The sequence below is a fragment of the Dyella sp. genome (genome assembly GCF_035685885.1).
GTDB lineage: Bacteria > Pseudomonadota > Gammaproteobacteria > Xanthomonadales > Rhodanobacteraceae > Dyella.
The window spans coordinates 1-13,735 of sequence record NZ_DASRZX010000075.1; the positions used below are offsets into that span (position 1 = coordinate 1).

General features: G+C 64.8%; 12 protein-coding genes and 1 other RNA gene. 7 read left to right on the plus strand and 6 right to left on the minus strand.

Annotated features, from left to right (window positions below):
* Together VFG49_RS09345 and VFG49_RS09350 are read right to left on the minus strand one after the other, a co-directional pair.
* The coding region (locus VFG49_RS09345; protein WP_324859747.1) for a serine hydrolase domain-containing protein at window positions 1-822 on the minus strand (822 nt) is incomplete at its 3' end.
* Window positions 823-977: 155 nt separating this feature from the next.
* The gene (locus tag VFG49_RS09350; protein WP_324859749.1) at window positions 978-2,237 is read right to left on the minus strand and encodes a nucleoside permease; all 1,260 of its coding nucleotides are present in this window, start codon (window positions 2,235-2,237) and stop codon (window positions 978-980) included.
* Between the two features lie 221 nt (window positions 2,238-2,458).
* On the opposite strand from VFG49_RS09350, the gene rhtC reads away from it, so the two are divergent.
* Window positions 2,459-3,088: a threonine export protein RhtC gene (rhtC, locus tag VFG49_RS09355; RefSeq protein WP_343215348.1), complete on the plus strand. Its 630-nt coding sequence runs from the start codon at window positions 2,459-2,461 to the stop codon at window positions 3,086-3,088.
* 112 nt (window positions 3,089-3,200) lie between these two features.
* Here the strand turns inward: rhtC and VFG49_RS09360 are convergent, their stop codons facing one another.
* From VFG49_RS09360 to VFG49_RS09375, 4 genes are all read right to left on the minus strand, one after another.
* A complete protein-coding gene (locus VFG49_RS09360) occupies window positions 3,201-4,571 on the minus strand; it encodes an FAD-binding oxidoreductase (protein WP_324859753.1) in 1,371 nt (456 codons plus the stop codon).
* Between the two features lie 46 nt (window positions 4,572-4,617).
* Window positions 4,618-6,120 (minus strand): alpha/beta hydrolase, encoded by a 1,503-nt coding sequence (locus VFG49_RS09365; RefSeq protein ID WP_324859755.1) that lies wholly within the window; start codon window positions 6,118-6,120, stop codon window positions 4,618-4,620.
* 274 nt (window positions 6,121-6,394) lie between these two features.
* On the minus strand, window positions 6,395-6,751 hold the full coding sequence (locus VFG49_RS09370; RefSeq protein WP_324859757.1) for a YraN family protein: 357 nt from the start codon (window positions 6,749-6,751) through the stop codon (window positions 6,395-6,397).
* Window positions 6,751-8,607 (minus strand): penicillin-binding protein activator, encoded by a 1,857-nt coding sequence (locus VFG49_RS09375; protein ID WP_324859759.1) that lies wholly within the window; start codon window positions 8,605-8,607, stop codon window positions 6,751-6,753. Before VFG49_RS09375 ends, VFG49_RS09370 begins: the two co-directional genes overlap by 1 nt.
* A gap of 94 nt (window positions 8,608-8,701) precedes the next feature.
* Between VFG49_RS09375 and rsmI the strand changes: the two genes are divergently transcribed.
* From rsmI to VFG49_RS09405, 6 genes are all read left to right on the plus strand, one after another.
* Window positions 8,702-9,529: a 16S rRNA (cytidine(1402)-2'-O)-methyltransferase gene (gene rsmI / locus VFG49_RS09380; protein WP_324859761.1), complete on the plus strand. Its 828-nt coding sequence runs from the start codon at window positions 8,702-8,704 to the stop codon at window positions 9,527-9,529.
* A gap of 191 nt (window positions 9,530-9,720) precedes the next feature.
* Window positions 9,721-10,087: RNase P RNA component class A (rnpB, locus tag VFG49_RS09385), an RNA gene on the plus strand.
* Between the two features lie 301 nt (window positions 10,088-10,388).
* Entirely contained in the window at window positions 10,389-10,835 is a 447-nt protein-coding gene (gene mraZ / locus VFG49_RS09390) for a division/cell wall cluster transcriptional repressor MraZ (protein ID WP_324859763.1), read from the plus strand.
* A 49-nt stretch (window positions 10,836-10,884) separates the two neighbouring features.
* Entirely contained in the window at window positions 10,885-11,808 is a 924-nt protein-coding gene (rsmH, locus tag VFG49_RS09395; RefSeq protein WP_324859765.1) for a 16S rRNA (cytosine(1402)-N(4))-methyltransferase RsmH, read from the plus strand.
* Window positions 11,805-12,077 carry a cell division protein FtsL gene (ftsL, locus tag VFG49_RS09400; protein ID WP_324859767.1) on the plus strand — a complete coding sequence of 91 codons (273 nt, stop codon included), beginning with the start codon at window positions 11,805-11,807 and terminating at the stop codon, window positions 12,075-12,077. The genes rsmH and ftsL overlap by 4 nt, the downstream gene beginning before the upstream one ends.
* A 68-nt stretch (window positions 12,078-12,145) precedes the next feature.
* The coding region (locus tag VFG49_RS09405; protein WP_324859769.1) for a penicillin-binding protein 2 at window positions 12,146-13,735 on the plus strand (1,590 nt) is incomplete at its 3' end.

The window sequence follows — 13,735 nt, forward strand, 5'->3', positions numbered from 1 at the left end:
GTCGGCGCTGTAGTGCAGGCCGCCCGCAGGCAGGATCGCCGTGCCGTCCATGGCGGGCGCCACGCTGCCGTCATCGCCGTAGCCGGTAGCCCTCAGTGCCTGCCGTCCATGGCTGGCGCCGCTCTGCATGCCAAATGGCTGTTCGATGCGACGTGCAAGCAGGGCCTCGAAGGGTTGGCCCTCCACCTCAGACACCACCACTCCCACCAACTCGGCGGCCACGTTCGAATGCCTCGGCGCCGTACCGGGTGGCTTCTGTAGCGAGACACCCTTGAGGTCCTTGAGCAGCGCTTCCTGCGTCAAGCCATTGAGCGACTGGGCGAGCTTCGCCGGTATCTGCTCGGGCGGCACGCCTTGGACCAGTGAACCAAAGTCGGGAAGGTTGTCGGGCAGCCCGCTGGTGGTGGAGACCAGGTCGATCAAGCGAATCGGTTGCCCCTGGTAGGCGAGGTTGGCGTAGTCGCCGGGCAAGTAGTGGTGCAACTCGTCGCTGGCTTTGGCCTTTCCGGCCACGATCGACTGGGCCAGCAGCAGACTGCCGAAGGTCTTGCTGATGGAGCCGATCTCGTAGACGGTGTCCCTGGTGGGCGTCTGCGGCCTTTCCTTGGACACCGTGCCGAAGTTGTAGAACGTGGTCTTGCCATCACGCACCACGGCAATCGACAGACCGTCACTGCGCCCTTGCTTGATGAAGGCCTCGCCTTCGGCTTGCACTACCTTGCCCAGTTCCTCGCCGCCCGGGGCGACGTCGCGCGCATGCGAAGGCAATGTCGCCAGGGTGCCCAGAGCCAGGGCCATCGAGACAGCGAGCAGTCGGGTCATGAGGTCATCCTTGGGGTCGTGGTGGATAGACCCTATCGGGTTCGCTCGACGTTCATCGCGTGACGCCGGTCATGCCAACCTTTTCGTTGGTCGCTGCATCAAAGAGGGCCGCGCCGTTGCCGGCGCGGCCCTTCGATCATTCCATGGGCAACGGATCAGTGTGCCGTCACGCTCTGCAGGCTGGCTGGTTCGTGCTTGTGCTTGAACAGCAGCATGAACAGCACCGCCACGATCAGCGAGTAAGTCGCGAAGGTGATCCAGATGCCATGCCAGTCCTTGCTCTGGTCCGGCCGCGTGAAGAACGCCTCGATGATCACGCCGCTGATCGAGCTGCCGAGCACCGCTCCGATGCCGTTGGTCATCAGCATGAACAGGCCCTGCGCACTGGCGCGGATCGACGGATCGCTCTGGCCCTCGACGAACAGCGAGCCGGAGATGTTGAAGAAGTCGAACGCCATGCCGTACACGATGCACGACAGCACGATCATCCACAGGCCCGGGCCGGGGTTGCCGTACGCAAACAGGCCGAAGCGCAGCGTCCACGCCAGCATGCTGATCAGCATCACCGTCTTGATGCCGAAGCGGCGCAGGAAGAACGGAATGGCCAGGATGAACAGCGTTTCCGAAATCTGCGAGATCGACATGATGATGGCCGGATAACGCACCGCCACCAGGTCCTTGTAGGCGTCCATCTGCGCGAAGTCGTGCAGAAAGGTATCGCCGTAAGCGTTGGTGAGCTGCAGCGCGGCGCCCAGCAGCATGGCGAAGATGAAGAAGATCGCCATGCGCGCATCGCGGAACAGCTTGAACGAGGTGAGGCCGAAGGTGTCCAGCCACGACTGGTTCGCGTTGCGCTGGAAGCGCGGCGGGCAGGCGGGCAGGGTGAAGGCATACAGGCCCAGCAGCAGCGCCGCCCCCGAGGCCACGTAGAACTGGCCCGACGAGGTTTCCAGGCGCAGCAGGCTCACCGTCCACAGCGCGGCGATGAAACCCACCGTGCCCCACACGCGGATCGGCGGGTAATCCTTGATGATGTCCTTGCCGTCGGTCTTGAGCGCGTTATAGGCCACCGTGATCGAGAGCGAAATCGTGGGCATGTAGAACATCATGTTGACCAGCATCACCCAGAACATCAGCCCGGGTGACTGCACCATCGGCACGCAGAACAGCACGACCGCGCCGCCGATATGCATCAGGCCGTAGAGCTTCTCCGCGTTGATCCACTTGTCGGCGACCACGCCCATGAGCGAAGGCATGAAAAGCGACGCAATGCCCATCGTGGAGAAGATCGCGCCGAACTGCGCGCCCGACCAATGCTTGGTCTGGAACCAGTACGCACCAATGGTGAGCAGCCACGACCCCCATACAAAAAACTGCAGGAAGTTCATCGCAATCAGGCGGAGTCGAAGGCTCATCAGCGTCGTCGTTGTGGTCGGAGCGGTAGTGGTCGAAAGGCACGCGTGAAACCCCAGGCCGGGCCGGGGCCGGGCCTGAGCTTGGCAACGCGCAAATCCCCTGCACGGCCTAGGGCGTCCCGAGGACGTGCCAAAATAGCGGCCAGACTAGAGGAACCACCGCGCTGGCGACAAGTTGCGTCGCCGCGAGGGGCTGCGGTTCCGTCATTGTGGAGAGAGTCGTGAGCCTGTTCCTGACCATTGCCGTGGTGCAACTGGTGGCCCTGCTGAGCCCCGGCCCGGATTTCTTCTTCGTGTCGCAGACCGCCGTGAGCCGCACGCGCCGGCAGGCCATGTTCGGCGTGCTGGGCATCACCTTGGGTGTGCTGGTGTGGTCTGCGCTGGCGCTGGCCGGCCTGCAACTGGTGCTGCAGCAGCTGGCTTGGCTGGAACGCCTGATCAGCATCGCCGGTGGCCTCTACCTTGCCTGGATGGGCCTCAAGATGCTGCGTGGCGCCCTGCGCGCGCCTTCCACTGCCGCTGGCGAACCGCGCGCCAACCTGCAGCAGAGCGACTGGGCCACCCTGCGCGCCGGCCTGCTCACCAACCTGTCCAATCCGAAGGTGGTGATTTACTTCGGCAGCGTGTTCTCTGCCTTCCTGGGCAAGGACGTCAGCAGCGGCGCGCGCTGGGGCCTGTGGGGCATGGTGGTCATCGAGACCTTCCTGTGGTTCACCATCGTCGCCGGCGTATTCGCGTTGCCCGCCATGCGCCGCGGCTACCTCAGGCTCTCGCGCTGGATCGACGGCCTTGCCGGCGCCGTGTTCGTCGCGTTCGGCCTGCACCTGATCTTCGCCAGCCGCACGGCATGACCCTTCACGTACAGATTTTGTAGGAGCGCACCCGGTGCGCGATTTCGGCCTGTAGCCCGGCGCTGTCCGCAGCATTGCCATCGCGCACTGGGTGTGCTCTTACAGGCAACGATCAGGGCAACAACTTGCCCGGATTGAGAATCCCGTCCGGATCAAACGCCGCCTTGACGTTGCGCATCAGCTGCAACGTGTTCGGCTGCAGCGCCAGCGGCATGAATTCCTTCTTCACCAGCCCGATGCCGTGCTCGCCAGAAAGCGTGCCGTCCAGAGAAATCACCAGGGCGAACACTTCCGCGAGGCAGGCATGGGCGCGTTCGCGTTCGGCGTCATCGCGGGGCAGCAGGTTCACGTGGAGGTTGCCGTTGCCGGCGTGGCCGAAACTCACGATGAACACGTCGTGCTTCTTCGACAGCGCCTTGATGCCATCCACCAGCTCGGGCAGACGGCTTACCGGTACCACGACGTCTTCATTGATCTTGTTGGGCGAAATGGTGCGCTGTGCCGGCGAAAGCGCCTTTCGCGCAGACCAGAGGGCCTGCGTTTCCTCGGCCGTCTCGGCCACGCGCAGCGCTTCCAGGCCGTCGCCGCGCGCAGCACGCGTGACGGCATCGACGGCGCTCGGCAGCGTGTCCGCTTCGCCATCGACTTCGATCATCAGCATGGCGCCAGCCAGCGGCACACTGTCGCCACCATAGTCGCGCGCAAGTTTCAGCGCGACGTCATCGATGAATTCCAGTGCGCAGGGCGTCACCGGCTGCGCCATGATGCGCGCCACCGCATGAGCGGCGGAAGTCACATCACGATACGTCGCGCGGATCGTGCGTATGGACGAAGGCTTGGGCGTGAGCTTGAGCGTGGCCTCGGTAATGAGTGCGAGCGTGCCTTCGGAACCGATCAGCAGCCGCGTGAGGTCGTAACCTGTCGCACCCTTGCTGGTATACGTGCCACAGCGAAAACCTTCGCCCGTTCCGGCCACCGCGCGAAGACCAAGCGTGTTTTCGCGTGGACTGCCGTACTTCACCGTGCGCGGTCCCGCCGAATTGCAGGCAAGGTTGCCGCCGATGCTGCACCAAGGCGATGACGATGGATCGGGTGGCCAGAAAAAGCCATGCGGCTTCAGTGCCTGCTGCAGGTCGCCGTTGAGCACGCCCGGTTCCACAATGGCGAGACGATTGTCTGGATCGATGCGCACGATGCGATTCATGCGCTCGAAACTCACCACCACGCCGCCGCCCACGGGCACGGTGGCGCCCGTCGTGTTCGTTCCGCGCCCGCGACCGATCACCGGCACGCGGTGCTCGCGACAGTGCTGCACCAGCGCTTCCACTTGTTCGTGCGTGGTCGGAAAAACCACCGCATCCGGCAGCGCGTTGCGACGCGAGTTGTCGTACGCATAGGAAAGCCGCTCCCCCATTTCGGTGGTCAGCGACCCTTCGGGGAAATGCGGGCGAAGCGCGGCGAGCAGGGCATCGGGCAGGTTCATGGGCGCAGTATCCCACTGTCCGCTGCGCGTCGCTCCGCGCGAATGATCAGCCCCCGTTGGCGCCCGGCTGATGTGTCGGCGCCGGGGACGCTGCTGCAGCTGATGGCAACAGGGCTTCGATGCGCTGATGCACATACGGATAGAACGGATTGGAGCTGATGCGCAGTACATCGCTGAAGCTGAGGATTAGCGCGCCGCGTTCGCCCCGCGGGGCCACCGTGCCAAGCCGGATACCGTAGTTCTCCGACATGTCCGGATCGGTGCCGTAAAGCGGATCGTCGGTTGGAAACGGCAGGGCGATGTGCGAGAGCGAGAAGATATTCGCCGGATACATGATGGAAAGCGGCGTGGCGTTGGTCGCGGTCTGTCCGGCCTCCGTCGTGCGCGCGACCGTGTGGTCATCGTTCTCCGTCGCGTTGGCGAGGACCGTGGTGCGATACGCCTGCGGCCCGGCCGCAAGCATGCGGTTGACCGCCGTCAGCGAGCTTGCCTTGAGCAAGCTGTCGAATCGCCGATCGCGGTTGACGTCGAACAGCACGATCTCGCTGCCGTTCGCCGGCACATGTGCATAGAGCGTGCGCATCACGGCCAACGGACTCACCGTATCGTCAACCACGGACTGGAACGTGAGGATGGGTGGCAGGTGCGAGAGCTTTTGATCGCCCGCCATGCGCAACACCTGGCTGCGAATCGCGTCCGTCAGCAGATAAGACTGCCGCGCCGCGTTCACCGGAAACGAGTTGTACTTGAACGGGTTGTATTCCGGCAGCAGGTCGAGCCACGCCGCCTTCGCAAATCGCGGCAGAAGCGCCGGCAATCCCGCCAGCCCCGCGAAGCGCGCGAAGACGGTCACGCCTATCATCGGCGACAGCAACACCAGCCGCGTGGGCATTGTCAGATCGCTGTGTTCACAGGCATCCAGCGTGTACTTCAACGACAGCGCGCCACCATTGGAATAGCCGACCATATGGATGGGCGCATTCGGTCCTACCTGACGCCGCGCCTCGCGCATGGCCAATCGCGTCGCTGCAAGCCATTGCGGCCAGTCCGCCTTGGTCAGCGCGGCGGGCACCGTGCCGTGTCCAGGCACGCGCAAGCCAATGGCCAGGAAGCCATGCTCGCGATAAAGCTCAGCGATATCGCGCAGGCTGTAGGGCGAATCGGTGAGCCCATGGATCAACACCACGGCACCCACCGGCGTTCCGGCGGGTGCCAGCTCATAGGAGCGATTCCAGTCGTGCCTGAAGTGCTCCGGATACATCGGGGCACCTTCGAAGTAGCGATTGGTCATCACGCGTTCGGAGGCATCGAGCCTGTCGCTCACCTGAGTCTTCACCTCGTCGAACACACGCTGTTCGGCCGCCATGTAGCCCGCCCAGTCGGTTGCGTTGATCTCCGCGGCCGTCAACTCATGTGGCACATAGGTCTGCCACACCGCCAACGGATCACCGCGCTGCGAGTCCCACGCACGAATGCCGAGCAGGGAAACCAGGAAGACAAGGACGATGATGGCCGTCCATTTGCCGAGCTTGACCAGGATGCGGAGCATGCTGTCCCCCGAGGTTGCCCATGCCGTTTGGCGGCAATACCGGGAAGTCTGCCCGAGCAAATATGAGTAAACCGTTGAGAGGGCAATGGCCGACGGCGCCAGGACTACCGTGGCGGAGAGCGCCAGGGCTTATTCAAGGAATGGCGAGCACCTTGGCCTCGCCAACAAGCTTCCCGATGCTCCCGTGCCGCTCCACCTGCTACAGGCCGGCGCGGTCAGCTCCGGGTGAAAGTGGATGCTCTCTCCGCCGCACATGTGCGCAGTTCACTCGAGTCTAAACCGCCTCAAAGGCTTGTCGGCACCACGCCATGGCGGCCTTGTCGATGGGGCCGTCGTAGCTCACGACGTCGAAGCGGCATGGGCGGTTGGCGTGCGCGGGATGATGGGAAAGCCAGAGTTCGGCCGTCTGAATGAGTTTGGCTTGCTTGGTGGCGTTCACGGTCGCCGCCGCACTGCCATGGCTGCTGGTCAGGCGGTGGCGTACTTCCACGAACACCACCGTGTCTCGATCCAGCATGACCAGATCGAGTTCGCCGTAGCGGGTGGTGTAGTTGCGGTCGAGCAGCTTGAGGCCCGCGCGTTGCAGTTCCGCGCAGGCGCGTTGCTCGAAGAGGGCGCCGGCAGCGCGCATCAACCGTTGTTGGACTGGCCGTTGTTGGTGGCGGGTGGCGTGGTGTTGTCCGCGGGCGGGGACATCGCGGGTGCGCTGTCCATCTGCAGGCTGCCGTTGAGTGGGCGGGCGAGGCCGTCCTGGAATTTGGCCCACACCAGCACGCGGCGGACGCGGCCGAACTGGTCGGCAGTGAGCTGGCCGCTGGCGCCGGGCAGGTAACTGCCCGGATGGGCGCGCAGCCAGTCGACGTAGGGCGCGAGGTTCCATGCGTCCATGCCGAAGGCGAACAGGCGTGCAGAGGTACCGCGCGCGGCCGGCAGCTGGGCGGCGATGTCGCCGTGATTGGGCAGGCCCGGTTGCACGTCGAACAGCCACGGCGAATCGCAGAACTCGACGCCTTCCAGGTCGCGGTTGGCGCCCGCGTCGTCCACGCCGGCATAGATGTGCGATGTGCCGAACACCGGCAGGTTAACGCGCGCCAGTTTCAGCTGGGGCAGCAGCAGGCGTGCCTGTTGCGGGCGCATGGTGATGAAGATGCCCGTGTTGTTGTTGGCGCCGGTGGCATCACCGGTATCAGTGGGCATGCCGAGGCCGCTGATGGTCGAGCCGTAGTTGACGCCGCCGCTGGCCAGGTTGCCCACGCCGGAGATCTTGCCGCCGCGCGCTTCCAGTTCGGCCTTGAAGGACTTGGCGGCGCGCTGCGCGAAGTCGTCGCTGCCGGCGATGACAAACGCGTTGACGATGCCGTTCTCCGACATGTGATCGGCGGCCTGTGCGCCTTCCGTTTCCGGCAGCAGGCCGAATTCGCTCACGCCATTGGCGGGCAGGCTCTTGTCGTCGGGATGGTTGAGGGCGAGCAGCGCCACGGGCAGTTGCGGCAAGCCGAACAGTGCGGAGACTTCACCGCGGGTCAGCGGTCCGATCACCATCTGCGCGCCATCGTCCACCGCCTGCTGGTAAGCCTTGACGGCACCCGGTGCCGTACCGCCGGTGTCGTACACCTTTACGGGCGGACGTGGCACATGGTTGTGCGCGGCATCGGCGTAAGCAGCGAAGAAGCCTTCGCGTACCGACGCGCCTGCCGCTGCAGCGCTGCCGCTGATGGGAAGAATGAGCGCTACGCGAGGTGGCATTTTGAAGCCTTCGCGGACGTTGGCACCTTCGCCCGGAATCATCGTTCCCACTTCCTGGTCGAGCGACGGGGCGGGGCGGGCCACGGCGACGCCGAGCTGGCTCAGTGCCTCGTTCACCCAGGGCAGCATGCGATCACCCGCCTGCATGGCGGCTGCGCGCTGCTTGAGTGGCTCGACGCCGAGCTTGGTGAGCAGCGTGACGATGTCCTTGCGATTCTGCGCCTGGTCGAGGCCACTCAATTGGCCGTCCATTTCCACACGCGTGCGCGCGGCGCCCCAGGGGTCGCCCGTTTGCTGCATGGCCTGCGAACGCAATTCGAGCAGGCGAAGCTGCAGTGCTGTGGGCACGCTGAGGTTGGGCTGCGTGGTCAGCTGCAGTGCACGCGGCGCGTTGTGCTGCTTCAACGCATGCTCCGCTTGCAGCAGGTCCAGGCGAACCGGTTCGTCGCCGGATAGCTTCTGGCGGCGAATGCCATCGAGGAACGGCGCCGCGCGTTCGAGCTGACCTTCCTGGCGATACGACTCCGCCGCGAGCAACTGGTACTCGTCGCGATTGCCGCTGCTCTGGGCCAATGTGAGATAGGCCTGGGCCGCTTCATCGAACTTGCCTTGCTGTACCAGCGCGTCGGCCTGCTGGCTGGCGGCGACCTCGGCGGGCGAGCGCTGTACCGCGGGTGGAACGCAGGCAGTGAGTGCCAGAGAAATCAGCAGGGCGGTGCCTGCGGCGCGATACAAGCGCATGGCCAAATCCCTTCGAGCTTTTTTGACGACATGGTCGGCGGATGGGCGATGATAGCCCATTGGATCGCCGCCCCGCGGCTAAGGAAGTAGCAAGATGTCACAGATTCAGCCGGGTCAGCTATGGGTGGTCGCCACGCCGATCGGTCATCGTGACGATATCTCCGCGCGCGCCATCGAAACCTTGCGTTCGGTAGCCGTCATTGCGGCGGAGGACACGCGGCACAGCAGGCCGTTGCTGATGCACTACAACATCGGCACGCCGCTGGTGGCGTTGCATGAACACAATGAGCGCGATGTCGTCGACGCCATCGTGCGACGGTTGCAGGGCGGCGAATCGGTGGCACTGATTTCCGACGCCGGCACGCCGCTCATCAGTGATCCCGGCTTTCGCCTGGTGCGTGCCGCGCGCGCGGCCGGCATCCGCTGCGCCCCGGTGCCGGGTGCCTGCGCCGCGATCGCGGCGCTGTCGGTGGCAGGATTGCCCAGTGACCGCTTCGTGTTCGAAGGATTCCTTCCTCCCAAGGCCTCGGCGCGTCGGACACGCCTGCAGGAACTTGCCGGGGATGCGCGCACGCTCATCTTCTATGAGTCGTCGCATCGCGTGGCGGAGAGTCTAGCCGACATGCGCGACGTGTTTGGCGAGGCGCGCGAGGGCGTGTTGGCGCGCGAGCTGACCAAATTGTTCGAAACGGTGATCGGCATGCCGCTGGGCGAACTCGCCGCGCGCGTGGTGGAGGACCCGGACCAGCAGCGCGGTGAATGCGTGATCCTGGTAGCGGGGCGAGGCGAGGAGACGGATGCGCGAGAGGCGGAAGGCAAGCGCGTATTTGCCATCCTGCGCGAGGAATTGCCGCCGGCGAAGGCGGCCAAGCTGGCAGCGGCGATTACCGGCGCGCCGCGGAAGCTGTTGTACGAGGGCTGAGGTGGCGTCTCTTGTTCTGTAGGAGTGCACCCAGTGCGCGAGAGGTACGGCGATTCCTCTCGGCCATAGACGAAAGCATCGGTCATGCTGACGCTTGTGATCGCGCACTGGGTGCGCTCCTACATGGCCAAGTTTGCGGGTCGGCCAGCTCTCAAGCCCCTTGAGCCTCACATTCCTTTAGAATGCGCGGCGGAGTCGGCCGGACAGTCGCGTCGCGCGCAAGCGCATCGAGGAAAGTCCGGGCTCCATAGGGCAAGGTGCCAGGTAACGCCTGGGCAGCGTGAGCTGACGGCCAGTGCAACAGAGAGCAGACCGCCGAACGGCATCTTCGGATGCGCGTGGTAAGGGTGAAAGGGTGCGGTAAGAGCGCACCGCGTGCGGGGCTAACGCCGCATGGCACGGTAAACCCCACCTGGAGCAAGACCGAATAGGGGAACGATAACGCGGCCCGCGTTGTTCCCGGGTAGGTTGCTGGAGCCTGGCGGTGACGCCAGGCCGAGAGGAATGACTGTCGCGCCGCAAGGCGTACAGAACCCGGCTTACAGGCCGACTCCACCCTCTTCTCTACCGGTCGTCGTCGCCCTGAGGGCGGCGACGGCCGCGTATGGAAGGTCTGAATGACGGATTCATGTGAGGTCGTGTTCGGGCACCCCCGAGGCGCCCTGCGGGTGATCCTCCGGATTGAAAAAATCCCAATCATTCAAGCACCTTCGGACGGTTCCTCATAAAAGGCTGGAATTACTGCCAGATCACCGCCTTTCTCATTGATTCACAAGCAAAATTCCCTTGACAGTCTCAGGGGGCGAGACTATCGTGGGTTCCTGTGTGAAATCGTGGGAATTCGTGGAGTCTATTGGCCGTGTTCCAGGGCGAAACCGCCATCACCGTTGACGACAAAGGCCGGCTGGCCATACCGACCGCGTACCGCGAGTTGGTGGCCGACGCCTGCGCCAATCGTCTGGTGATCACCTACAACCCCTTCGAGTCGGGCTGCCTGTGGCTGTTTCCGCACGCCGAGTGGGAAAAGGTGCGCGACCAGGTCAACGCGCTTCCCAAGGTCAAGGCGGCCCATCGCGACATGCAGATGAAGCTGGTCGGCGCCGCCGCCGTAGTCGAGCCCGATTCCGCCGTGCGCATCCTGCTGCCGGCGAGCCAGCGCGCGACCACGGGCATCGAGAAGAAGGCGGTTCTGCTGGGCATGGGCAACAAGTTCGAGCTTTGGAGCGAACTGGCTCACCTGGCCAAGATCCGCCAGACCATCGGCGAAGACGAGATCACCAACGAGATGGCGGAGCTGCAGCTGTAACCGGCGACGGTTCGGCACGGCGGAGTTAACGGGACGGGAGTGCTGCGGCATGGCCGAGCGGTTAGTGCACATCCCGGTGATGCTGGGTGAAGCAGTGGAGGGACTCGCCGTGCAGACAGGCGGGCGCTATCTCGATGGCACCTTCGGCCGCGGCGGTCACGCCCGCGCCGTGCTGTCGCGCCTGGGTCCCGACGGCCGTCTGTTGCTGATGGATCGTGACCCGCAGGCCATCGCCACCGCGCAGGCCGAGTTCGCTGCCGATCCGCGCGTCTCCATCCGCCACGCCAACTTCTCCAGCATGGCCGAGTGGGACGAAACCGCCGGCGGCCTTGACGGCATCCTGCTCGACCTGGGCGTGTCCTCGCCGCAGCTCGATGAAGCCGCCCGTGGCTTCAGCTTCATGGCCGATGCGCCGTTGGATATGCGCATGGACACCACGCAGGGCGAGAGCGCGGCGGATTTCCTCGCGCATGCGTCGGAGAAAGAGATCGCCGACGTGCTGTGGACCTATGGTGAGGAACGCTTCAGCCGCAAGATCGCCCGCGCCATCGTCGAAGACCGCACGGAAAACCCGATGACCCGCACCGGCCAGCTGGCCGGCCTGATCGAGCGTGTCGTCGGTCGTCGCGAGCCGGGCAAGCATCCGGCCACGCGCAGCTTTCAGGCCCTGCGCATCCGCGTGAACGGCGAGCTGGACGCGCTGGCGCACGGGCTCAATGCGGCGCTCGATCTGCTGAAGGTCGGCGGTCGCCTTTCCATCATCAGCTTCCATTCGCTGGAAGACCGCGCCGTGAAGCTGTTCATCCGTGATCATTCCGGCCGCGTGCAGGGCAGTCGTCGTGGTCCGCCGGTGGCTGCGGCGCCGGCGCGCCTGGCTGCGGTGGGCAAGGCCCAGTTTCCTTCGGACGAAGAGCTTTCCGTCAATCCGCGCTCCCGCTCGGCCGTGCTGCGCGTGGCGGAGAAGCTCGCATGAAGGTCCTCGGCAGCCTCTTCATGCTGATCCTGATCGCGGCGGTGCTTTCCAGCGCCATTGCCGTGGTGTGGATGCGCCATGAAAGCCGCGTGCTGTTCGTCGAGCTCACCCGCCTGCAGAACGTGCGCGACGACCTCAATATCGAGTACGGCAAGCTGGAACTGGAGCAGGCCACCTGGGCCGAGCCGCGCCGCGTGGACGAAGAGGCGCGACAGAAGCTGGGCATGGCCAATCCCAAGCCGCAAGACATCCAGCTGGTGCGCCGATGAAGCCGCGCCCGCGCACGAATACCAACCCTGCCCGCCGCCGCCCTGCGGCCCTTAGTACTCGCCGCCGCATGATGTTGGTGGCGGCCGTGCTGGGTCTGGCGTCGCTGGGCCTGGTGGCGCGCGCGTTCGACCTGCAGGTGGTGCGCAAGGAGTTCTACCAGAATCAGGGTGACGCCCGTTTCCTGCGCGAAGTGCCCATTGCGGTGTCGCGCGGCACTATCTTCGATCGCAACGGTGAGCCGTTGGCGGTGTCCACGCCGGTCGTCTCGATCTGGGCCAATCCCTCCGAGGTGCTGGACAACGAGGACAAGCTGCCCCAGCTGGCCGCTGCCATCGGCATGGATGCGGGCTCGCTCAAGCAGTACCTGTCGCAGCGCTCGGAACGCGAGTTCGTCTATCTCAAGCGGCAGATGTCGCCGGATGCGGCGCAGACCGTGCTCGACCTCGGCGTGCCTGGCGTCAACGGCCAGCGTGAATTCCGCCGCTTCTATCCGTCCGGTCCGGTGATGGCCCACGTGCTGGGTTTCACCAACATCGACGACCACGGCCAGGAAGGCCTGGAACTGGCGTTCGACGACTGGCTCGCCGGTAAGCAGGGCGCCAAGCGCGTCATCCGCGACCGCATGGGTCATGTGGTGGAGGACGTGGAGCTGGTGCGCGCGCCGCAGCCGGGCCGCGACATCACGCTCAGCATCGACCGCCGCATCCAGTTCCTCGCCTACAACGAACTGAAGAACACCATCGAGCAGTCCGAAGCGGACTCCGGCTCGATGGTGATCCTAGACGTGCATACCGGCGAAGTGTTGGCCATGGTGAACTGGCCCACGTACAACCCGAACGCCTTGCGCGGCAGCAATCCGTCCAGCCGCCGCAATCGCGCGATGACCGACGTGGTGGAGCCGGGCTCCACCATCAAGCCGTTCGTGATGGCGGCGGCGCTGTCCAGCGGCAAGTACACGCCGACCGGCCCGATGGTCGATACCGGCAACGGCCACTTCTATTACATCTCGCACGACATCCGCGACACGCATGCCTATGGCCTGCTGTCGCCCACCGGCATCATCGCCAAGTCCAGCAACATCGGCGCCGCCAAGGTGGCGATGACGCTCGATACCGGCCTGATGTACGACACCTACCGCGCCTTCGGCTTCGGCAACAGCACCAACAGCGGCTTTCCGGGCGAAGCCTCTGGTTATCTCAAGCCGGGCAAGGGCTGGGGCATGCTGGAGAAGGCCATCCTGGCCTATGGCTACGGCCTCAACGTGACGCCGCTGCAACTGGCGAACGGCTACGCCACCATCGCCGACAACGGCGTGATGCACTTGCCCACCTTCGTGAAGGGCTCGGACAACGAAGCCAAGCAGATCGTTGATCCCAGGATCGCCAACGAGCTGGTGCAGATGATGGTGGCGGTGACGCAGCCGGGTGGCACAGGTGCGCCCTATGCATGGATCGCCAATTACGGCGTGGCGGGCAAGTCGGGCACGGCGCACAAGGCGAGCGGTGGTTCCTATCTAAAGAACAACTACAGCTCCGCCTTCGCCGGCATTGTGCCCGCCTCCAATCCGCGCCTGGCGGCGGTGGTGATCATCGATAATCCGAAGAAGGGCAGTTATTACGGCGCGCTGGTCTCCGGCCCCGTGTTTTCCAAGGTCGTG

Coding starts and splice junctions, on each gene's coding strand:
- VFG49_RS09350 (WP_324859749.1), bottom strand. CDS start 2,237: ATGAGCCTTCGACTCCGCCTGATTGCGATGAACTTCCTGCAGTTTTTT.
- VFG49_RS09360 (WP_324859753.1), bottom strand. CDS start 4,571: ATGAACCTGCCCGATGCCCTGCTCGCCGCGCTTCGCCCGCATTTCCCC.
- VFG49_RS09365 (WP_324859755.1), bottom strand. CDS start 6,120: ATGCTCCGCATCCTGGTCAAGCTCGGCAAATGGACGGCCATCATCGTC.
- VFG49_RS09370 (WP_324859757.1), bottom strand. CDS start 6,751: ATGCGCGCTGCCGGCGCCCTCTTCGAGCAACGCGCCTGCGCGGAACTG.
- VFG49_RS09375 (WP_324859759.1), bottom strand. CDS start 8,607: ATGCGCTTGTATCGCGCCGCAGGCACCGCCCTGCTGATTTCTCTGGCA.
- rsmI (WP_324859761.1), top strand. CDS start 8,702: ATGTCACAGATTCAGCCGGGTCAGCTATGGGTGGTCGCCACGCCGATC.
- rsmH (WP_324859765.1), top strand. CDS start 10,885: ATGGCCGAGCGGTTAGTGCACATCCCGGTGATGCTGGGTGAAGCAGTG.
- ftsL (WP_324859767.1), top strand. CDS start 11,805: ATGAAGGTCCTCGGCAGCCTCTTCATGCTGATCCTGATCGCGGCGGTG.